Genomic DNA, 19,924 nt, shown 5'->3' on the forward strand with positions numbered 1-19,924 from the left:
ATGCTAGGACGCCGCGCGAGCGCCCGGCAACCGGCGGACCGGGTGACGGCCGGCCTCCGGCCGCCGTGCCGCCGTCCCGCCCGCGGCGCTCACCCGGGCGGCGGCACCGAGCCTCAGCCCCAGATCTCGTCGGCCCACTCGGGGTGGTCGATGAACGGGTTGCGGTTGCCCTGCAGCTCGAAGACGACGTCGTTGCGGTGCTGCTCGAAGGCGCTGGGCGGGTCGGCTGCGTTCCACCCCAGCAGGGTGGAGAGCCGGCCGTGGCGCGGGCCCGAGCCGCCGGTGGCGTCGTCGACCTCGAGGTCGGGCCACCCGTCGTCGCCCTCGTAGCGCATCGACATGTAGAGGATGGCGCGCGCGACGTCGCCCTTGTCGGCGTCGCGCGGCTCCCAGGAGTCGCCGTCGCGGTAGTTGCCGGGCGCCTCGGCGTTCTCGGTGCCGCCCTCGTCGAAGTCGAGGTTGCCGCGCGCGGAGTTGACCGTGACGTCGGTCGGCCGCAGGTGGTGCAGGTCGGTGCCCGGGCCGGGCGAGGTGCCGAAGTCGCCGTGCGACTGCGCCCAGAGGTGCTCGCGGTTCCACTGGTCGACGCCCCCGCCGTGGTCGGACGCCGGGTGCGCGGTGCCCTGGTAGAACAGCACGACGCTCGAGGGGTCGTCGGGGTCGGCGTCGGTCTGCTGCAGGCCGTCCCACACCTCGGAGTAGGTGAGCGTGGTCACCCCGGCGGAGACGATGTCGTGCAGCTCGGCCTCCAGCGCGGCGCCGGTGAGGCCCTCGGCGGAGTCGTAGTAGCCGGCGGGCGGCTCGGCCGAGGCCGGGGACGTCGGACCGGCCGGCGCCAGCGCGAGCACCGGCGCGAGGGCGAGGAGGCCCGCGGCCAGCCGGCGGCGCCCTCGGGGTCGGGGACGGGGACGGTGATGGGGAGTCATGGCGACGACCCTCGCGCGGCGCCGGCTCCGCGGCGACCAGGGAATCCCTTGCGCTCGGTGCGGACCGACGGCGGCCGCCTCACCCCACCCGACGGAACGGCTCGTCGACGGCGTCGGCCGCGGCGTGCGGCACCAGGCCGAGGGTCTGCTCGACGACGGCGAGGAAGCGGTCGGCGTCGCGCACGAGGTCGTCGGCCTCGCGGGCGGTGACGGCGCGGGTGGAGCCGGCCTCGGCGGCGGCGCGCTTGGAGGCGCCGGCGGCGAAGAACGAGGCCCACTCGCCCAGCTCGGGCGCCACCTCGGCGAGCAGCACCCAGGCGTTGCGCTGCGGACGCCGTCGGGCCGGGGCCGGGCGCGCCCGGGCCGCCAGCAGCGCCGCGGCCGCCCGCAGGGCGGCGACGTGGGCGTAGGCGTAGCGCGCGGCCGCCTCGTGGGGCCCGGCGGCGGCGACGGCTTCGCTCAGCGACTCGGCCGCGCGGTCGAGGTAGCTGTGGGTGGTGGCCGGCAGCATCATGGCGTCTCCCTCGACCCGCCTCGTGCTCCCGCGGCCCGGCGGGGCCGGGGTCGAGGCGGCCCCGCCGGGTGTTCGAACACGCGTTCGAACACCACGAACGCTACAGGCCACCACCGACAACGGCTAGGACGAGACGCGCGTCGCCCCCGCGCCGACGTACGCCGCGGTGGCGGGCCGGTAGAGCTGGCGGACGACCAGCGCGTCGACCACGAGGGTCACCACGCCCCCGACGACGACCGCGAGCGGCGGCCCGGTGACCAGCACGGCGACGGTGCCGACGCCGAGCAGCCCGACCGCCGCGGCCAGGCAGTGCCGCGCCCAGTTGTGGCCGTCGAGGACGAACGAGAGCAGCACGAGCAGCAGCGAGACCACCACCACGTAGAGCACCACCGCCACCGGGGCGAGGGAGGGCGGCACCCGGGTGTCGTCGGCCGTCGTGCCGGCGGCGCCGGAGGCGCGCAGCAGCTCGTCGTCGAAGACCACCGCGAGCACGGTGCCCGCCAGCGCCAGCAGCACGAGCAGCCAGACCAGCTGCACCGCGCGCGTGACCGACGTCGGCCGGTCGAGCACGTCATCGCTCCCGCTCACAGCGTCCCTCCCGCCCCTCTCGCCCGCTCGGCCCGGAGGCCGCCTGTCAGCCGGGGTCACTAGGGTCGGGCCATGCCGACCGAGCACCCGTCGATCACCCGGTTCCGAGAGGAGCACGCTCGCCTCGGCGGCACCGGAGAGGTCGTCATTCTGCCCGACTCGGTGCACACCGCGGCACTGGCCGCCGCCGCGCTCGGCTGCGAGCCGGGCGCCATCGCCAACAGCCTGCTCTTCGACGCCGACGGCGACCCCGTGCTCGTGCTCACCTCGGGCGCCCACCGCGTCGACACCACGGCCACCGCGGCGCGCGTCGGCGTCCCCCGGCTGCGGCGCGCGAGCCCCGAGTTCGTGCGCGACCACACCGGCCAGGTCATCGGCGGGGTCTCTCCCCTCGCCCACCCCTCCCCCGTGCCGACCTACCTCGACCCCTGGCTCGAGCGGCACCCCGTCGTCTGGGCCGCCGCCGGCCACCCCGCCGCGGTCTTCTCCACCACCTTCGACGAGCTGCGCGCGCTCACCGGCGCCACCGTCGTCGAGGTCGAGTAGGGCCCGCCGGTGGACTCCCTCGCACTCACCTTCACCAGCGGCTGGGCCAGCGGGGTCAACGCCTACCTCGTCGTCCTGGTGCTGGGCCTCGGCGACCGGCTCGGCGCCGACAGCGTGGTGGGCGAGGTGCCCGACGTCCTCGCCCGCTGGGACGTGCTGGCCGTCGCCGGCCTCCTCTACGTCGTCGAGTTCGTCGCCGACAAGATCCCGCTGGTCGACAGCACGTGGGACGCGATCAGCACCGTCATCCGTCCCACGGCGGGCGCGGTCATCGGCGTCCTGCTCGCCGGCGACGCCGACTCCCTGGGCCAGGCGCTCAACGCCGCGGTCGGCGGGGGCACGGCGCTGGTCTCGCACGTCGTCAAGTCGGGCACCCGGCTGGCCATCAACACCTCGCCCGAGCCGGTCACCAACATCACCGCCAGTGTCGTCGAGGACGTCGTGGTGCTGGTGCTGGTGGCCTTCGCGATCCGGCACCCGGTGGCGGCGGCGTCGGTCGCGGCCGTGCTGCTGGTGCTCGGCCTGGTGCTGCTCGTGCTCAGCATCAAGCTCGTGCGGCGCGGCTGGCGGCGGTTCCGGGCCTGGCGCGAGCGACGCGCAAGCGGTCGCGACGTCGAGCGCCGGTGAGCGTCGACCTCGCCGACCCCACCGCGCGGGCGGACGTCGTCCAGCGGCTCGGTGGGCTCTACGCCGGCCGGCCGGTCGTGCTCGGCCCCGGCGTCCTGGCCGGGTTCACCCCGCTGGTGGCGCGGCTGCGGGCGCTCGGCTGCCCGGTGCTGGTGCTGGCCACCGGGCGGGGCGTCGGCGCGGTGCCGGCGCCGCAGGACTGCACGGTGGTCGACGTCGAGCTGCCGCCCACCTCGTCGATGACCGAGGAGGTGCGGGTGCTCGACCGGGCCACCCGCGACCTGCCCGCGGCGGTGGTCGCCGCGATCGACGCCTTCGACCCCGCGCGCGAGGCGATCTGGCGCACCACGCCGTTCGTGGCCTCCGACGAGCCGCTGTGGGGCCGGTGGGTGACCGGCGGACGGCCGCGCGCATGGCTGGCGCTGGAGGACAAGCTGCTCGCCGACCGGGTCTGGGACGCCGCCGGCGTGGCCCGGGTGCCGTCGCGGGTCTGCGAGGTCTCGGCGGGGCTGGAGGCGCTCGAGGCGGCGACCGCCGAGCTCGCCGGCCCGCTCGGCGCGGTGTGGAGCGGCGACGCCCGCGACGGCCTCAACGGGGGCGGCAACTTCGTGCAGTGGGTCGGCACAGGCGCGGGTGGCGCCGACGGCGCCGACGGCCGCGCCGCCGCGTTCGCGTTCTTCGCACCGCGCTGCGACCGCGTGCGGGTGATGCCGTTCCTCGACGGGGTGCCGTGCTCGGTGCACGGGATCGTGGTGGACGACGGGCCCGGGGGCACCGCGGCCCTGCGGCCCGTCGAGCTCGCGATCCTGCGCCACCCCGGCGAGCGGCGCTTCGTCTACGGCGGGCTGTCGACCTGGTGGGACCCTCCGCCCGCCGACCGCGAGTCGATGCGCGCCGCCGTCCGCCGGGTGGGGGCCCACCTGGCCGAGGCGCACGGCTACCGCGGCGGGTTCGGCATCGACGGCGTGCTCACCGCCGACGGCTTCCGGCCCACCGAGCTGAACTCCCGCTTCAGCGCCGGGCTGACCACGCTGGCCGACGTCGACCCGGCGCTCTTCCAGCTGCTGCAGGACCACCTCGTAGCCGGGCTCGACCCCGGGCTCGGCGCGGCCGATCTCGAGTCGGTCGTGCCCCTGCTCGACGCCGAGCGGGTCGGCGCGCCGCGGGCCGTCGGTCAGGGCGTCTCGCTCGGCGGCGACGTGGAGCACGACGTCGTGCTCGTCGACGGACGGCTCGAGCCCGCGCCCGACGGCGCCGCCACCGGCACCACGCTCGTCGCGGCCGACACCCCCGTGGGCTTCTTCGCCAAGCTCGACCCGTGCGCCCTGCTCACCCCGGGCCAACGGCTCGCCCCGCTGAACGTCGCGCTGCTCGACCTGCTCGACCGCGAGCACGGCACCGGGTTCGGGGCGCTCGAGGCGGCGCCCGACCTGCGCTAGCCGCCCGCTCCGCCGCCCGGCGCCGGGTCGAAGGCGGCCCGCTCGTCGTCGTCCGGCGGCTGCCACCACCGCTCGAAGCCCGCCAGCTCGTCGCGGCCGACCACGACGGCGCCGGGCTCGGCGTTGCGCCGTTCGACCCGGCGCCACCGCTCCTCGAACGGGACGTCGAGCGCGTGCAGCTCGATCGGGACGCCGGCCCGGTGCGCCTCCTCGCGCAGACGGCGGCGGTCGGGGCGGGTCCAGCCGCCCAGCTCGACGACGACCACCAGCCCGCGTCCGGCCAGCCGCAGCGCGTGCCGCCACAGCTCGCGCTCGAACCGCCGCCGGGGGCGGGCGTCGAGGGGGTCGAGGCCGAGCGCGACGAGCCAGTCGTCGGGGCACAGCAGCACTCCCCCGCGCTCGACCTCGAGGCGCCGGGCGAGCGTGGTCTTGCCGGCGCCGGGCAGCCCGCACACGAGCAGCACCCGCCCGCCCCGTGCCGGTCCCGTGCCCACGCGCACACCGTAGGGTCCGGGCGTGGCGCGGGTGGCGGTGGTCGGCGGCGGGTACGGCGGGCTGGCCTGCGCCGTCCGGCTGGCCAAGCTGGGGCACGACGTCGTCCTGCTGGAGGCCTCGGGCGAGCTCGGCGGGGCGCTGACCCGGGTCGAGGCCGAGGGGTACGCCTGGGACGCCGCGGCGACGTCGCTGCTGGTGCCGGCGGTGGTGCGCGACCTGTTCCGCAAGTCGGGCCGGCCGCTGGAGAACGAGCTCGGCGGCGACCTGACGCCGCTCGAGGTGGCCCGCGAGCACCGGTTCGTCGACGGCACGTCGGTGCGGCTGCCGACCTCGCGGCGGGCGCAGGTGGAGGCCTTCGACGCGCTCGCGCCGGGGCTCGGCCGGCAGTGGGACGCCCACGTGGCCGCCTACGCCCCGGTGTGGGACGTGCTGCGCCAGCACTACTTCGAGCAGCCGTGGACGCCGGAGGCGCTGCCCCGCGAGGTCTCGTCGCTGCTCGAGGGTCGCGAGACGCTCCGCAAGCGGCTGCGCAGGGCGTTCCGCGACGACCGGCCGGCCGCGGTCGCCGCGCACCCGTTCGTCGCCGACGGGCACGACCCGCGCGACGTGCCGGCGTGGGCCGGCGTGGTCGCCTGGCTCGAGCAGTGCTTCGGCGTGTGGACGGTGCCCGCGGACGACGGCGGCACCGCCCGGCTGCGCGACCTGCTGGTGACCCGCCTCGGCACCCGCGGGGTCGAGGTGCGGACTGCGACGCCGGTGGCCGACGTCGTGGTGCGCGGTGGCCGCGCGGTGGCCGTGCGGACGGCGTCCGGCGAGGAGGTGCCGGCCGAGGTCGTCGTGTGCGCGGTCGACCCGCGCCGGCTGCCCGCCCTGGCGCCGTTCGTGGAGCGGACCATGCCGGCCATGCCGCCGGTGGTGACCCACCTCGGCCTCACCGCGGGCGCGACGACGCTCGAGCACGAGACGGTGCTGCACGGCGACCCGATGCTGGTGGTGCGTCCCGGCGGGGTCGCCCCCGAGGGCGGCGCGGCCTGGACCGTGCACGGCCGCGGCCGCCTCACCGAGGACCCGCTGCTCGTGCTCGCCCGCGCCGGGCTCGACGTCCGCGAGCGCGTCGCCGTGCGCGTCGACCGCTCGCCGCGCGAGCTGGTGCAGGCGTGGGGCGGCTCGCCCCACGGCGTCCTCTGGCAGGGCCGCGGCACGGTGCGCGCCCGCCTCGGCCCCACCACGCCGATCACCGGCGTCTACGCCGCCGGCGCCCACGCCACCCCCGGCTCGGGCCTCGCTTACGTCGGCCTCTCCGCCGCCCTCGTCGCCTCGGTGGTCGGCTCGGCCCGCTGACCCGTCGTCTATGAGCGACGGGTCGACGAACCCGCCGCTGACCCGTCACTTGTAAGCGACGGGTCAGCCGAGCTCCCAGACGACGGTGACGGTGGCGGTGAGGTCCTCCTCGCCGGGCTCGAGGGCGGCGTCTGTTTTGGCGGCGAGGCCGAGGGGGCCGGGGCCGCCGCCGGTCGACGTCGCGCCCTCGGCGAGCGAGACCACCGAGCCGAGCGCCGTCCCGGCGAGCTCCGCGAGGTGCACGGCGCGCTGGCGGGCGTCGGCGAAGGCGCGCTCGCGGGCGGTGCGGACGTCGTCCTCGGTGGGGACGGCGGCCAGCGTGACGCCGTCGAGGCGCAGGCGGTCCCCCACCTCGTCGGCGAGCTCCTGGACGACGCGCGCGGCGACCTGCGGGTCGGCGCAGCGGATGGCGAGGGTGTGGCGCGCCTCGAAGCCGGGGGTGTCGTGGGCCGGCCACACGTCGAGGCTGCGCGAGGAGACCGCCGCGGCGTCGACGTGCCGGCGGGCGACGTCGACGACGGCCGCCCGGCCCGACTCGGCGCCCGCGAGCGCGTCGGCCAGCGTGCCGGCCTGGTGCGCCGCGCCGACCCGCACCACCGCCGAGGTGCGCGGCAGGGAGACCCGGCCGTGGCCGGTCGTGGTCACGGTGCGCGAGGTGAGCATCCCCCCAGTCTCGCAGGGCGCCGCCCCGCGGCCCGGTGGAGCGGAGCGCTCAGACGGTGATGGCGAGGCGCTCGAAGATCTCGCGCGTCGCCTTCGAGCGGTTCAGCGTGTAGAAGTGCAGGCCCGGCGCCCCCGCCTCGAGCAGCTGCTCGCACATCTCGGAGGACACCGCGATGCCCTCGGCGCGCACGGCGGCCGGGTCGTCGTGCCGCGTGATGCGGCGGACGACGTCGTCGGGCACGTCGGCGCCGATCAGCTCGCCCTGCCGCTTCAGCGCGCTGACGTTCAGGATCGGCATGATGCCCGGCAGGATCGGGATGTCGACGCCACGCTCGCGCACCCGGCGCACCAGGTCGACGTAGTCCTCGACGCGGAAGAACATCTGCGTCACGGCGAACTCGGCGCCCGCACGGGCCTTGGCGACGAGCACGTCGGCGTCGGCGTTCCTCGACGCGGCGTTGGGGTGGCCCTCGGGGAAGGCGGCGACACCGATGCGGAAGTCGCCGCGCGAGCGGGCCAGCTCGACGAGGTCGAGGGCGTAGGTCAGGCCGCCCTCGGTCGGCGTCCACTCGGCTCGCGGGCCGTCGGGCGGGTCGCCGCGCAGCGCCATCAGGTGGTGGACGCCGGCCGCGCGGTAGTCGTCGAGGATGCGCTCGAGCTCGGCGCGGGTGTGGCCGACGCAGGTCAGGTGGGCGACCGGCGTCATCGAGGTCTCGCGGGCGATGCGCCCGGTGATCTCGACGACCTTGCCGCGGTTGCCGCCGCCGGCGCCGTAGGTGACCGAGACGAACGTCGGGCGGTAGGGCTCGAGCTCGGCGATGGTGCGCCACAGCGCCTCGGCGCCGGCCTCGTCCTTGGGCGGCATGAACTCGAAGGAGATCGAGCGTCCGCCCTCGGCGAGCAGCTCGGTCATGCTGCGCCCCGGACCCGTCTCCATGCCCAGAACCCTAGGCGCCTAGGGTCGCGGGGTGGCTATCGGCGACGGTGCGTGGGACGCCGCCGCGTTCCGCGAGCGCGTCGACGCCACGCTCGCCGCGTTCCTCGACGAGCAGGCGCGGGTGCTGGCCCCGCTGGGCCCCGACGCGGCCCGGTTGAACGAGCGGGCGCGCGCCGCGGTGGTCGGCGGCAAGAAGTTCCGCGCCGCGTTCTGCCACTGGGGCTACCGGGCGGTGCGTACCGAGCCGTCGTCGACCGAGCTGGCCGCGCTCGACCGGGCCTGCGCGGCGCTCGAGCTGCTGCACGCGAGCGCGCTGGCCCACGACGACGTCATGGACGCCTCCGACACCCGGCGCGGCCACCCCACCACCCACCGCGCGCTCGAGGCCGAGCACCGGGCGGCGTCGTGGCGCGGCGACCCCGAGCAGTACGGCACCGCGGGCGCCATCCTGCTCGGCGACCTGCTGCAGGGCTGGGCCGACGAGCTGCTGCGCCGCTGCGGCCTCGGCTGGGACGTCGTGGGGCCGGCGCTGCAGGTCTTCGACGCCTGCCGCACCGAGGTGATCGCCGGGCAGTTCCTCGACGTCTCGGTGCAGGCCCGCGGGCACGCCGACGTCGAGGCGGCCATGACGGTGCTGCGCTACAAGTCGGCGAAGTACTCCATCGAGCGGCCGCTGCACGTGGGCGCGGCGCTCGCCGGCGGCGACGCCTCGACGCGCGAGGCGCTCTCGGGGTTCGGGCTGCCGCTGGGCGAGGCGTTCCAGCTGCGCGACGACCTGCTCGGCGTCTTCGGCGACCCCGCCACCACCGGCAAGCCCGCCGGCGACGACCTCGTCGAGGGCAAGCGCACGGTGCTGGTGGCGCTGGCGCTCGACGGGCTGGCGGGCTCCGCCCCCGACGACGCCGCCCTGCTCGACCGCTCGCTCGGCACCGCCCTCACCGAGGCCGACGTCGCCCGCTTGCGCGCGGTGATCGAGGCCAGCGGCGCCCCCGCCCACGTCGAGGCCGCCATCACCGGCCTGGCCGAGCGCGCCCTCGAGGCCCTCGACGCCGCCCCCGTCGACCCCGCGGCCCGCGACGTGCTGCGGGGGCTGGCCTCCGCGGTCACGCAGCGCGCCGTCTGAGCGTGCGGGGCCGTCGTCCAGCCGCCCCACCCGTCGCAGGAGTCACCGGTGGACCGGTGATTCCTGACGTTCTCGGCCGTTGCAACGGCTGAGAACGTCAGGAGTCGCCGGTGATCCGGTGACTCCTGCCGCCGGCCCCGTCGACGTCGACGACGACCACCCGCGCCTCGAGGAGGTCGCGGGCGACGCGGGCGAGGCGGGGGTGGTGGTGGGCGAGGGCGGGCCAGTCGGTCCAGAGCAGCACCCAGTGGCCCTCGAGGCCGTGAAGGCAGTCGGCGAGGGCGTCGAGGTTGCGGCCGTACCAGTCGGGCAGCCCCAGCTCGCGCGCGAGGACGTCGTGCAGCGCGGCCGGGCCGGTGACCGGACCCACGCGGGCCAGCCGCCAGCCGGCGTCCTCGACCCGCTGCCGCAGCCGGCTCACGCCGCGCCCGCGCCGCTCACCGCACCACCTGGTCGAACGAGGCGTAGTGGTCGTCGGTCCAGTACAGCTCGCCCTCCTCGCCGGTCACGATGCGCCGGGCGCCGCGGTCGTCGGAGCCGGGGGTCTCGACGGTGTACTCGCGGTAGAAGCCGCGCTCGCGGTCGGGCAGCAGCCCCTCGTAGTTGCCGAAGACGCCGCCGTCCTCGTCGTAGGGGAACGGCCCGCCGGCGTCGATGAGCGCCACCGTCTCGGCCGCCTCGGGCGGCAGCTGGTCGAGGCGCACGTAGCCGTCGTCGCCGCCCACCACGACGGTGTCGGAGGACCCCTCGGACGGCGGCGGGCTGGTGCCCGTGCCCGGGTCGCGGCCGTTGAGCAGCCAGACCCCCAGCACCGCGACCAGCACGACCACGAAGGCCGCCGCGCCGGTGGTGCGGCCACGGCGTCCGTCGTCGGACGGCGGCAGTCGGTGGAGGGTCACGGGAGCGGGAGCGGGTACGGGAGCGAGGGCGAGGTGGGAGGGGCCGGCCGCGTCAGAAGGCCAGCGCCTGCGCGCGCCGCTTGACCTCGCTGCCGCGGTTCTCGCGCAGCGCGTCGATCGCCCGGCCCGGGAAGTCCTGGTCGAGGAAGAGCCACGCGATGCACTCGCGGTCGTCGAAGCGGTTGTCGTGCAGCACCGTCAGCAGGCCGCCCAGGCCCTTGACCGGGACGCCGTCCTGGATGAAGTCGGCCGGCACCTTCGGCCCCGCGCCGGGGGTCGGGACGGCGGCGGCGAGCTCGTGGTCGCGCACCATCTGGCGCACCTTGCTGCTGGGCACGTCGAGCTGCTCGGCGGCGGCCGCCCAGTCGAGCCACTCGGGCACGAGGGCGGCGAGGTCGTGCTCGGCCAGCGGGCGGTCGGTGGGGATCTCCGCGGTCATGCGGCCATGCTGCCACGCACGGCGCGCCGGGAGCGCCGCAGACGCCGCCCGCCCACCCGCCGACCGTAGGATGGCGCCCTCCGGACCCTTCCCCGTCCGGGGCAGGAGGGTCGAGGTGCACCCACGCACTGACGCACGCACGGACGCCCGCGCGTCGGCACAGCCGCCCGCGCCCGACGACCCGCGCCTGCTCGACGGCCGCTACCTCGTCGGCCCGCGCATCGCGCGCGGCGGCATGGCGAGCGTGCACGAGGCCCTCGACACCCGCCTCGACCGCACCGTGGCGGTCAAGATCATGCACGCCGGGCTGGCCGACTCGGCCGCCGACGTCGCCGACCGGTTCGTGCGCGAGGCCCGCTCGGCCGCGCGCCTCTCGCACCCCCACATCGTCTCGGTCTACGACCAGGGCGACGACGACGGCGCGGTCTTCCTCGTGATGGAGCTGGTGCGCGGCCACACGCTGCGCGACGTCATCAGCGCCGAGAGCCCGATGAGGCCGGCCCGGGCGCTCGCGCTGCTCGAGCCGGTGCTCTCCGCGCTCGCGGCGGCCCACCGCGCCGGCATCGTGCACCGCGACGTCAAGCCCGAGAACGTGCTGATCAGCGACGACCCCGCCGACAGCGGGCCCGGCCGCGTCAAGGTCGCCGACTTCGGCCTGGCCCGCGCCGTCACCGCCGACACCCGCCACACCGCCACCCAGGGCGTGCTGATCGGCACCGTCAGCTACCTCGCCCCCGAGCTGGTCACCGACGGCCGCGCCGACGCGCGTGCCGACGTCTACGCCGCGGGCGTCGTCCTCTGCGAGATGCTCACCGGGGTCAAGCCGCACCAGGGCGAGACGCCGATCCAGGTGGCCTACCGGCACGTGCACCACGACGTGCCGCCGCCGTCGGCGCTGGTGCCGGGGCTGCCGGCCTACGTCGACGCGCTCGTCGCCCGGGCCACCGCCCGCGACCGCGCCCAGCGCCCGGCCGACGCCGGCGTGCTGCTGCACCAGGCCCACCGGGTGCTGCAGGCGCTGCGCGACGGCGTCCGCGACGACCCCGAGCTCACCGTCGACCTCGCGCTGCACACGGCGGCGTCCGACGCGCCCGACCGGCCGGACGACGTCCGCGCCCTCTTCGACGACAGCGCGACGGCGCCCGACCCGGCCGACCGGCTGCGGCGCCTGGACGAGCCGGCCGTGCGGCCCCCGGTGGCCGAGGTACGCACGGTGCGCGAGCAGGTCGCCCACCGCACCACCGCGCTGCCGGTGCGCGAGCCGGGCCCGACGCCGGTGCCGCCGCCCGACGCGCGCCGCCGCCCCCGTCGTCCGGACGAGCCGCCCCGCACCCGCGTGCGCACCGGCCGGCTGCTGCTGCTCGTGGCGCTGGTCATCGCCCTCGCCGTCGGCGCCGGTGCGTTCTGGTTCGGCTCGGCCCGCTACACCGAGACCCCCTCGGTGCTGGGCCAGCAGCGCGACGCCGCCGTCGCCGCCCTCGAGGACGCCGACCTCGACGTCGCCTTCGCCGACCCCGTCTACGACACCGACCGGCCGGCCGGCGTCGTCGTGGCGGCCGACCCGTCGGGCGGCTCCCAGGTGCTGCCCGGCGACACCGTCACGCTGACGCTCTCGCTCGGCGACCTGCGGGTGCCCACCGTGCGCAACCTCGACGAGGACGCCGCCCAGGACGCCCTGCTCGAGCGGCAGCTCGACTTCGGCAAGAGCATCGGCCGCTTCTCGGAGACCAAGCCCGAGGGCACCGTGCTGGCCAGCAAGCCGCCCGCCGGCACCGAGCTCGACCCCGGCGACACCGTCGACCTCGTCGTCAGCCGCGGCCGCGAGCCGATCCCGGTGGGCAGCTGGGTCGGCGACGACGTCGACAGCGTGCGCACCGCCCTCGAGCAGCGCGGCCTCGAGCTCGACGTCACCGAGGAGCGCTTCGACGACGGCCTGCCCGAGGGCGCCGTCATCTCGCAGCAGCCCACCCGCGGCACCCTCTACCGCGGCGACACCGTCACCGTCGTGGTCTCCAAGGGCCCCGAGCTGGTCGAGGTGCCGTCGGTGCGCCTGTCGGGCGTCGAGGTGGCCGAGCAGACCCTGCGCGACGCCGGGTTCGACGTCGACGTCGAGCAGGACGACGTCTACTACGGCCTCGGCTTCGCGGTGCGCACCGACCCCGAGGCCGGGTCGATGGCCCCCAGGGGCAGCACGATCACCGTCTACGTCGTCTGACCCGTCCGCCGCCCCCCACGGCAGTCCCGCACGGCAGACCCCAGGTCACAGGCCCGTAACGAAACGTCACCGCACCTAGGACGCCGTGCCCCGGCCGGTGTCTGATCACCCGGTGCCCGCCGACCCGAGTCCCACCGGGGCGGGTCCCGTGATCGACCTCGACCCGGCCGAGCGGCACGGCGGGCCCCGCGGGGTCGAGGTGCGGTGCGAGGGCGTCGTCCACCTCTACCGCACCTTCGCCGGCCACGACGTCGTCGCGCTCCGCGGCATCGACCTCACCATCGGCGCCGGCGAGCGGGTGGCGTTCCTCGGCCCGTCGGGCTGCGGCAAGTCGACGCTGCTGACCCTGCTGGGCGGCATCCAACGGCCCTCCGCCGGGCGGATCCTGCTCGGCGAGGAGGAGATCTCGCGGATGAGCGAGCGCCGCCTGACCCGCGTGCGCTCGCGGCTGGTGAGCACCATGCTGCAGGGCGCCACCCGCAACCTGCTGGCCTACGCCACCGCCCGGCAGAACCTCGCCTTCGCCCGCCTCGGCGGCGCCGACCGCGACGACGACCACGGCGACGGCCCCGACCTGCCCCACCCCGCCGAGCTGCTCGAGACCGTCGGGCTGGCCGACCAGGCCGACCAGGTGGTCTCGACGATGTCGGGCGGCCAGCGGCAGCGCCTCGCCCTGGCCTGCGCCGTGGCCAACGGGCCGCGCCTGCTGCTGGCCGACGAGCCCACGAGCGCGCTCGGGCACGTCGACCGCGAGCTGGTGGTCGAGCTGCTGCACCGCCTCGCCACCGACCGCGGCACCACGCTGGTCGTGGTGACCCACCAGGCCGAGGTCGCGGCCACCTTCCCGCGCACCATCAGCATGCTCGGCGGCCGCATCGGCTCCGAGGGCCGCGCCGGCTCTCAGTACGCGGTGGTCGGCGAGGAGGGCCTGCTGCACCTGCCCACCGAGCTGGTCGCGCTGTGGCCGGCCGGCACGCTCGTGCGCATCGAGCAGGACGACGAGCGGCTGGTGGTCACGCGCGAGGAGGGCGCCCCGTGAGCGCGGGCCCGACCCTCGAGCTGCGCGGGCTCGGCTTCCGCGTCGGCTCGCGACCGCTGCTCGAGGGCATCGACCTCGACCTGCCGGCCGGTCGGATGACGGCGCTCACCGGCTCGAGCGGATCGGGCAAGACCACGCTGCTCTCGGTGGCCGGCGGGCTGCTCGAGCCGAGCGAGGGCACCGCCACCCTCGACGGGCGGCCCACCTGGCGGGGCACCGGCGACCCCGCGCCCGACATCGCGTTCGTGCTGCAGGTCTACGGCCTGGTGCCGATCCTCTCGGCCCGCGAGAACGTCTCGGTCGCGCTGCGGGCCCGTGGCGTCGCACCCCGCGAGGCCGACGCCCGCGCCGACGCCGCCCTCGCCGAGCTGCACGTCGCCGACCTCGGCGGCCGGCAGGTCGAGGAGCTCTCCGGCGGCCAGCTGCAGCGCGTCGCGATCGCGCGGGCGCTCGTCGTCCGCGCCCCCGTGCTGCTGGCCGACGAGCCCACCAGCGAGCTCGACCCCACCACCCGGGGCCAGGTGATGGCCCTGCTGCGCGCCGAGGCCGAGCGGGGGGCGGTGGTGGTCGTCGCGACCCACGACCCCGACGTCGCCGACGCCTGCGACGAGCACCACGCGATGGCCGAGGGGCGGCTCCTGGCCCGCGGACGCCGCGTGGCCCGCTGAGTCGACGTGAGGTGACCTGAGGTGACGTCGGGGTGACGCGGTGAGAGGCCTGCGGTCGCTCCGCGCCCACGCGGGCGGGTTCGCCGTGCTGACGGCGACGACGGCCGCGCTGGTCGCGGGCGTGGTCGCCGCCGTCACCGTGCTCGACGAGGACGGCGGCCGCCCCGCCGCCGTGCTGCCGCTGCTCGTGCTCGGCCTGGTCATGCTGCCAACGGCGGTCGTCGAGCTCTCCCGCCACCGTCGCGACGAGCTCGCCCTCGCCCGCGTGCGCGGCGCGCACGGCACCTCGCTGGTCGCCGCGGCCGCCGGCCTGGCCGTCCTGGCCGCCGTGCTCGGCGGTGGGCTCGGGGCGCTGCTCGGCACGCTCGGCCCGTCGCTGGTCGTGGCCGACGCGCCGGTCGGGGCCACCGGGCTGACGTGGGCGGCCGCGGTGACCGCGGGCGTCGTCGTCCTCGTCGCCGGGTGCGCGGTGCTGGCGGTGCGCGAGCCGCTGACGCGGGCTCTGCGACGCGAGCCGTGGCGCCCGCTGCGCGGCCTCGCCGGCGGGCTGGTGGCGCCGGCGGCGGCCGTGCTGGTCGGCGTCGCGGCGCTGGTCGTGCTCTACCAGGCGCTCACGGCCGACGCCGACGCCCCGGAGGCCGGCGTCCTGCTGCTCGCCGGGTCGGGGGTGCTCGCCGTCGCCGCGGGTCAGCTGGCCGCGCTCGCCCTGCGGCTGGCCGCGCCGGCCGCCGAGGCCGCCGGCGCCTCCCGCTCGGTCGGGACGACGCTCGGCCTGCGCCGCGCCGTCGCCCACGACCGGACGCCGGTGGTGCGGGCCGTCGTGGCGGCCGCCGTGGTCGCCGTCGCGGCGCTGTCGGCCGCCTCGGCCGCCGACGCCTGGGCGGCCGACTCGACCCGGCTCGAGCAGGGTGCGCCGCTGCGGGCCGACCTGCCCGACGCCGGCGCGCTCGACGCCCTGCTGCTCACCCGCCGGCTCGACCCCGACGGCCGCTGGCTCATGGCCGCCGCGGTCGGCACGACCGGGCCGGCGGCGCGCGAGCGCGTCGCCTGGCTCGACCTCGAGCGCTACGACGCCGTCGCGGGCGCCTACCTCGACGACACCGGCGCCGGCCTCGGCCCGCTGGTCGCGCGGCTGCGCGACGCGCCCGCGGTGCGTCCGGTCGTCGGCGACGCGCTCGTGCTCACCGTCGGCGAGGCCCAGCCGGACGCCGGGCCGGACGCCGGGCCCGACGCCACCGTGAGCCTCGACTACGTCGACGACGACGGCTTCGTGACCACCGCCACCCTCGACGCCGTGCCCGGCGACCGCGTCGAGACGCCCGTCGCCGGCTGCACGAGCGCGTGCGTCGTGGTCGGCCTGAGCGCCACCGGCCGGGTGGCCGTCGACGAGCTGCGGCTCGGTGACGACGACCTGCTCGCCGGCGGCTGGGTGAGCCCCGACTCCCCCGCGTCCGACCCCACCTCTGACCCCGCCTCCGACCCCGCCGACGGCCCGCTCGTGCTGCCCGCCGGCGAGAGCCTGGTGCCGGCCGACGGCGCCGTCGCCGCGCCCGTCGTCACCGCCGGCGCCTTCGAGACCGAGGACGCCGGGCCTGACGGGGACGACGCCGGCCCGCCCCAGGTGACCGGGATCGGCGGCGACCCGCGCGTGGTCGCGCCGGTCGCCGAGCGCGACGCGCTGCCCCTCGTGGTGGGGTCGGGCGTCGTGGGCGACCTGCCGGTCGGCCTGGCGGCGGCCCGCGGCTCGACCACCGACGTCGCGGCCCTCGTGCTGGCCCGCGCCGACACCCCGGACGACGTGCTCGCCGGCCTGGCCGAGGCCGGTGGCGAGGTGACCCCGGCGCCGCCGTCGGTCGAGGCGCTCGGCACCGGCGACGCCGCGCAGGCCCGGGCGCTGCGGCTCGTGGGGCTGGCGGCCGTCGTCCTCGGGCTGCTGGCCCTGCTCGCCGGGGCCGGACGACGTCTCGGTGCGGCCCGGCGTGAGACGGCCGCGCTGCGGCTGGTCGGCGTGCCGCGGCGCGAGCGCGTCCGCGCCGCCCTGGTCGAGTCGGTGGTGCTGGGCGCCACCACGCTCGTCGCGGCGGCGCTCGCGGGATGGCTCACGGTGGGCGTCGTCGTCGACGCCACCGGCCTGGTGCCCACCGGCGCCGACCGGCTGCCGTTCGGCACGGCGCTGGCCCCGGCCCTGCTGCTGGCCGCGGCGCTCGGCGCCGCGCTGCTGGTCGTCGTCCTCGTGCTGGTCGCGGCGCGGGTCGGCGGCGGGCACCGCTCGGCCCCGCGCCGCCTCCTCGCCGACGAGGACGCCGCGTGAGCGCCGGCCGGGCCGCGCTCGCGGGCACCGTCGGCGCGGTGCTGCGCGGGCTGCGCGCCCGCGGCCTGCTCTCGGGCGTGACGCTGGTGATGATGGTGCTGGCGGTGGCGGGCACCGTGGTCGGCCCGGTGCTGCAGCAGGCGGCCACGACGTCGTACACCCTGACCCGTGTCGACGACGCGCCCGACCCGCAGACCGCCCTCACGTGGACCGTCTCGTCCGGGCGGCAGCGCGACCTCGACCGGCTCGTGGACGACGCCGTCGCCGCCACCGGCGAGGCGGTGCCCGACGTGTACGGCGACGCCGAGGTCACCCTGTTCGCCGGCCCGTTCCTGCGCTTCGGCGACGGCGCGCAGTTCACCTACCTGGCCCGCGACGACGCCTGCGAGATCCTCGAGATCGAGGGCGGCTGCCCCACGGGGCCGGGCGAGGTGCTGGTCAACGAGGACGACCTCGGCGCCGCGGCGATCGGCGACACGCTGCGGGTGCCGCGCCTCGGCCGGGTCGAGATCGCCGGCGTCTACCGCACCCCCACCACCGCCGACGACTGGCTCTTCACCGCCCGGCTGACCAGCCGCCCCGCCGGCGTCACCTCGGCCTACCAGCCGGCGCCCTACGTGGTGACCCCCGAGGTGCTGGCCGGCCTGCCACCGCGCTCGTGGGCTCCCACCGTCGACCGCCGGCTCGCCGTCCCGCCCGACCTCGACGACGCCACCTTCGACCGGCTGGCCTCGGAGGCCGAGCGGCTCGCGACGCTCGAGCTGCCGCTGCCCCGCGGGGCGACGGCCACCGGCTCCGCGGCCACCAACACCCTCGGCGCGGTGCTGGTCGACGTCCGCGCGCAGCGGGACGCCGCGGCCTCGGCGGTGGCGCCGGCCGTGGTGTCGCTGGTGCTGGTGGCGCTCGCGATCATCCTGCGCCTGCAGTCGGCGGCGGCCGCGTTGCGCGGGCCCGAGCTGGCGCTCGCCGCGCTGCGCGGGGTCGGCCGACGACGCGCCTGGGCGCTCGGCCTGGCCGAGCCGTGGCTGCTGGTGCTGCTGAGCCTGCCGCTCGGCCTGCTCGCCGGGTGGGGCATCGCGACCGCGCTGGCCCGCGCCTGGCTGCGCCCCGGGACGCCGCTCGTGCTGCCGGCCGCCTCGCTCGTGGCCGCGGCGGCGGTCGTGGTGGCCATCGCGCTCGTCACCGCCCTCGCCGTCGGCCAGGGCATGCGCGAGACCCTCGCCGCCCGGCTGGCCGGGGTGCGGCGTCCGGCCCGCGGGGCGCGCACGGGCCTGCTGGTCGAGCTCGTGGTGGTGGCGCTCGCCGCCGTCCTGCCGCTGACCCGGCTCGGGACCGACCAGCGCGGCCTCGGCGTGGCCGACCTGCTGCTGCCGGTGGTCACCGCCGTGGCCGCCGGGCTGGTCGTCACCCGGCTGGTCGCGGTCGCCGCCGGCTGGTGGACCCGCCGCGGCCCCGAGCGGCCGCTCGCGGTCTTCGTGGCCGCCCGGGCCCTGGCCCGGCGGGCGCAGGGCACGCTCGTGATCCTGCCGGTGGCCGCGGCGATCGCGGTGGCGGTCTTCGCCGCCGGCGTGGACGGCGTCGCGGCGCAGTGGCGCGGGAGCGTCGCCGCCACGCAGGCCCCCGCCGCCGAGGTGTGGGACTCGCCCCTCGGCCCCGACGCGACGCTCCAGCTGACCCGGCGCCTCGACCCCGACGGCGAGTGGCTGATGACGGCCGCGGCCCTGAGCGTGCCCGGCGTCGGCCCGATCGTGCTGGTCGACACCCCGCGGCTCGCCCGGGTCGGCACCTGGCCCGCCGCCTGGCTCGACGGCGCCACCGCGGCCGACGTCGCCGACCTGCTCGCCCCGCCCGCGCCGCTCGTGCGCCTCACCGGCGACGAGATCGCCCTGACCGCCGACGCGCCGGCCGCGGGCGTCACCGTCACGCTCGACGTCGCCACCGCCGACGGCCGGGCCCAGTCGCTCACCCTCGGGCCGTTCGCGGCCGGGTCGTCGACGCAGACGCTCACCTCGCAGTACTGCGCCGCGGGGTGCGACGTGCTCGGCCTGTCGGTGGCCGGACCGGACGACGGCGAGCCGGTGGCGCTCTCCGGCCTGTCCGGCGACGGCGAGCCCGTCACGCCGGCGCTGGCCGAGGGCGGCTGGCGCGACCCCGACGCCCCGGACGCGCCCGCGCTCGACGTCGACGGCGACGCGCTCGTCGCCGCCTCCGGGCAGGACGCCGTCCCGGCACTGGCGCTCACGGCCCTGCCGGTGATCGAGGGACGCGGTGCCGGCGACACCCTCACCCCGGCCCCCGACGGGTCGGCCGACCCGGTCCTGGACCTCGGGCAGGGGGGCGGCGCCGAGCCGCTGCCGGTCGAGGTGCGGGGCACGGCCGAGAGCCTGCCCGTCGTCGGGCCGGCCGGCCTGATGCTCGACCTGACCACGTTCAGCACCCGCTACCGGGCGGCCCCGGCGTTGGTGGAGCCGTTGGTGCTGGTGCGCGACGGTGCGCCGGCGGCGGTGCGGCAGGGCCTGGTCGACAGCGAGGCGACGCTGCGCGCCGACGCCGCCACCACCCGCCGGGTGCTCGACGACAGTGCCTACGCGCAGGCGCTGCGGCTCTACCTCGTGGTCGGTGCGGCCCTGCTACTGATGGCGCTGGGCGGGCTGCTCGTCAGCACCACGGTGCAGCTGGCCGCGCGGCGGCGCGACGCGGCCGCGCTGCGGGTGGTCGGCGTCCCGCCGCGCACGCTCGTGGCCGCCTCGCTGTGGGAGTCGGCGGTGGCGCTGGGGGCGGCGGTCGTCGCGGGCACGGCCGCCGGGGCGCTCGCGCAGGCCGTGCTGCTCCCGTCGCTCTCGCTCGGCGTGGTCGACGACGCCGCCACCCCGCGCGTGCTGCCCGACCTCGACTGGCCGCGGCTGCTGGTCATCGCGGGGGCGGTCGCCGTCGTCCTGCTGCTGGTCTCGCTCGCCTCGTCGGTGACCACCGTGCGGCGGGCGCGCGGCGCGACGCTGCGCGAGGACGTCGGCTGAGACGGCCCGCGGAGGGGCCGACGACGACGTGTAGTCTCGCCGTCGTGGCGCACGAGTATTTCTTCGACGACCTGCCGGGAGCCCCCGCGCAGGCTCGCTCGTAGCGCGCCTGACCGCAACCAACGCCCCGGCTCGTG

At 77.6% G+C, this 19,924-nt stretch carries 19 protein-coding genes; 10 read left to right on the plus strand and 9 right to left on the minus strand.

Annotation, left to right across the window (positions count from 1 at the left end; genetic code table 11):
- Window positions 1-113 precede the first annotated feature (113 nt).
- From ABEA04_RS14835 to ABEA04_RS14845, 3 genes are all read right to left on the minus strand, one after another.
- Window positions 114-926, minus strand: coding sequence for an endonuclease I family protein (locus ABEA04_RS14835; protein ID WP_345459994.1), 813 nt, complete (start codon window positions 924-926; stop codon window positions 114-116).
- 79 nt (window positions 927-1,005) lie between these two features.
- On the minus strand, window positions 1,006-1,440 hold the full coding sequence (locus ABEA04_RS14840) for an SAV_6107 family HEPN domain-containing protein (RefSeq protein ID WP_345459996.1): 435 nt from the start codon (window positions 1,438-1,440) through the stop codon (window positions 1,006-1,008).
- 123 nt (window positions 1,441-1,563) lie between these two features.
- Window positions 1,564-2,028, minus strand: coding sequence for a hypothetical protein (locus ABEA04_RS14845; protein ID WP_345459999.1), 465 nt, complete (start codon window positions 2,026-2,028; stop codon window positions 1,564-1,566).
- 72 nt (window positions 2,029-2,100) lie between these two features.
- Between ABEA04_RS14845 and ABEA04_RS14850 the strand changes: the two genes are divergently transcribed.
- Genes ABEA04_RS14850 through ABEA04_RS14860 form a run of 3 tightly spaced genes read left to right on the plus strand, consistent with a single transcriptional unit; the run spans window position 2,101 to window position 4,640 of the window.
- A complete protein-coding gene (locus tag ABEA04_RS14850) occupies window positions 2,101-2,574 on the plus strand; it encodes a YbaK/EbsC family protein (RefSeq protein WP_345460001.1) in 474 nt (157 codons plus the stop codon).
- Window positions 2,575-2,583: 9 nt separating this feature from the next.
- Window positions 2,584-3,201 carry a DUF4126 domain-containing protein gene (locus tag ABEA04_RS14855; RefSeq protein WP_345460004.1) on the plus strand — a complete coding sequence of 206 codons (618 nt, stop codon included), beginning with the start codon at window positions 2,584-2,586 and terminating at the stop codon, window positions 3,199-3,201.
- Window positions 3,198-4,640 carry a hypothetical protein gene (locus tag ABEA04_RS14860; protein WP_345460006.1) on the plus strand — a complete coding sequence of 481 codons (1,443 nt, stop codon included), beginning with the start codon at window positions 3,198-3,200 and terminating at the stop codon, window positions 4,638-4,640. The genes ABEA04_RS14855 and ABEA04_RS14860 overlap by 4 nt, the downstream gene beginning before the upstream one ends.
- On the opposite strand, the gene ABEA04_RS14865 is transcribed toward ABEA04_RS14860, so the two are convergent.
- Window positions 4,637-5,134 (minus strand): P-loop nucleotide/nucleoside kinase family protein, encoded by a 498-nt coding sequence (locus tag ABEA04_RS14865; RefSeq protein WP_345460009.1) that lies wholly within the window; start codon window positions 5,132-5,134, stop codon window positions 4,637-4,639. The genes ABEA04_RS14860 and ABEA04_RS14865 overlap by 4 nt on opposite strands.
- Before the next feature lie 22 nt (window positions 5,135-5,156).
- Here ABEA04_RS14865 and ABEA04_RS14870 point away from each other — a divergent pair, with 22 nt between their 5' ends.
- The gene (locus tag ABEA04_RS14870; RefSeq protein ID WP_345460011.1) at window positions 5,157-6,476 is read left to right on the plus strand and encodes a phytoene desaturase family protein; all 1,320 of its coding nucleotides are present in this window, start codon (window positions 5,157-5,159) and stop codon (window positions 6,474-6,476) included.
- 63 nt (window positions 6,477-6,539) lie between these two features.
- Here the strand turns inward: ABEA04_RS14870 and ABEA04_RS14875 are convergent, their stop codons facing one another.
- On the minus strand, window positions 6,540-7,139 hold the full coding sequence (locus ABEA04_RS14875) for an SIMPL domain-containing protein (protein ID WP_345460014.1): 600 nt from the start codon (window positions 7,137-7,139) through the stop codon (window positions 6,540-6,542).
- Window positions 7,140-7,188: 49 nt separating this feature from the next.
- On the minus strand, window positions 7,189-8,076 hold the full coding sequence (metF, locus tag ABEA04_RS14880) for a methylenetetrahydrofolate reductase [NAD(P)H] (protein ID WP_345460017.1): 888 nt from the start codon (window positions 8,074-8,076) through the stop codon (window positions 7,189-7,191).
- A 31-nt stretch (window positions 8,077-8,107) separates the two neighbouring features.
- Here metF and ABEA04_RS14885 point away from each other — a divergent pair, with 31 nt between their 5' ends.
- Entirely contained in the window at window positions 8,108-9,199 is a 1,092-nt protein-coding gene (locus tag ABEA04_RS14885; protein ID WP_345460020.1) for a polyprenyl synthetase family protein, read from the plus strand.
- Between the two features lie 97 nt (window positions 9,200-9,296).
- Here the strand turns inward: ABEA04_RS14885 and ABEA04_RS14890 are convergent, their stop codons facing one another.
- Genes ABEA04_RS14890 through ABEA04_RS14900 form a run of 3 tightly spaced genes read right to left on the minus strand, consistent with a single transcriptional unit; the run spans window position 9,297 to window position 10,537 of the window.
- Entirely contained in the window at window positions 9,297-9,620 is a 324-nt protein-coding gene (locus tag ABEA04_RS14890) for a barstar family protein (protein ID WP_345460023.1), read from the minus strand.
- Between the two features lie 16 nt (window positions 9,621-9,636).
- Window positions 9,637-10,098 carry a guanyl-specific ribonuclease gene (locus ABEA04_RS14895; protein WP_345460026.1) on the minus strand — a complete coding sequence of 154 codons (462 nt, stop codon included), beginning with the start codon at window positions 10,096-10,098 and terminating at the stop codon, window positions 9,637-9,639.
- Between the two features lie 52 nt (window positions 10,099-10,150).
- The gene (locus tag ABEA04_RS14900) at window positions 10,151-10,537 is read right to left on the minus strand and encodes an Rv2175c family DNA-binding protein (protein WP_345460028.1); all 387 of its coding nucleotides are present in this window, start codon (window positions 10,535-10,537) and stop codon (window positions 10,151-10,153) included.
- 115 nt (window positions 10,538-10,652) lie between these two features.
- Here ABEA04_RS14900 and ABEA04_RS14905 point away from each other — a divergent pair, with 115 nt between their 5' ends.
- The 5 genes from ABEA04_RS14905 (at window position 10,653) to ABEA04_RS14925 (ending at window position 19,787) form a co-directional block, all read left to right on the plus strand.
- Entirely contained in the window at window positions 10,653-12,752 is a 2,100-nt protein-coding gene (locus tag ABEA04_RS14905) for a PASTA domain-containing protein (protein ID WP_345460031.1), read from the plus strand.
- A 148-nt stretch (window positions 12,753-12,900) separates the two neighbouring features.
- Complete coding sequence (locus ABEA04_RS14910) at window positions 12,901-13,791, plus strand: ABC transporter ATP-binding protein (protein ID WP_345460034.1); 891 nt, start codon at window positions 12,901-12,903, stop codon at window positions 13,789-13,791.
- The gene (locus ABEA04_RS14915; protein WP_345460037.1) at window positions 13,788-14,459 is read left to right on the plus strand and encodes an ABC transporter ATP-binding protein; all 672 of its coding nucleotides are present in this window, start codon (window positions 13,788-13,790) and stop codon (window positions 14,457-14,459) included. Before ABEA04_RS14910 ends, ABEA04_RS14915 begins: the two co-directional genes overlap by 4 nt.
- Window positions 14,460-14,499: 40 nt before the next feature.
- Window positions 14,500-16,770 (plus strand): hypothetical protein, encoded by a 2,271-nt coding sequence (locus ABEA04_RS14920; RefSeq protein WP_345460040.1) that lies wholly within the window; start codon window positions 14,500-14,502, stop codon window positions 16,768-16,770.
- Entirely contained in the window at window positions 16,767-19,787 is a 3,021-nt protein-coding gene (locus ABEA04_RS14925) for an FtsX-like permease family protein (protein ID WP_345460042.1), read from the plus strand. Before ABEA04_RS14920 ends, ABEA04_RS14925 begins: the two co-directional genes overlap by 4 nt.
- Window positions 19,788-19,924: the final 137 nt, after the last annotated feature.

The sequence above is a fragment of the Nocardioides marinquilinus genome (assembly GCF_039543705.1).
Taxonomy (GTDB): domain Bacteria; phylum Actinomycetota; class Actinomycetes; order Propionibacteriales; family Nocardioidaceae; genus Nocardioides; species Nocardioides marinquilinus.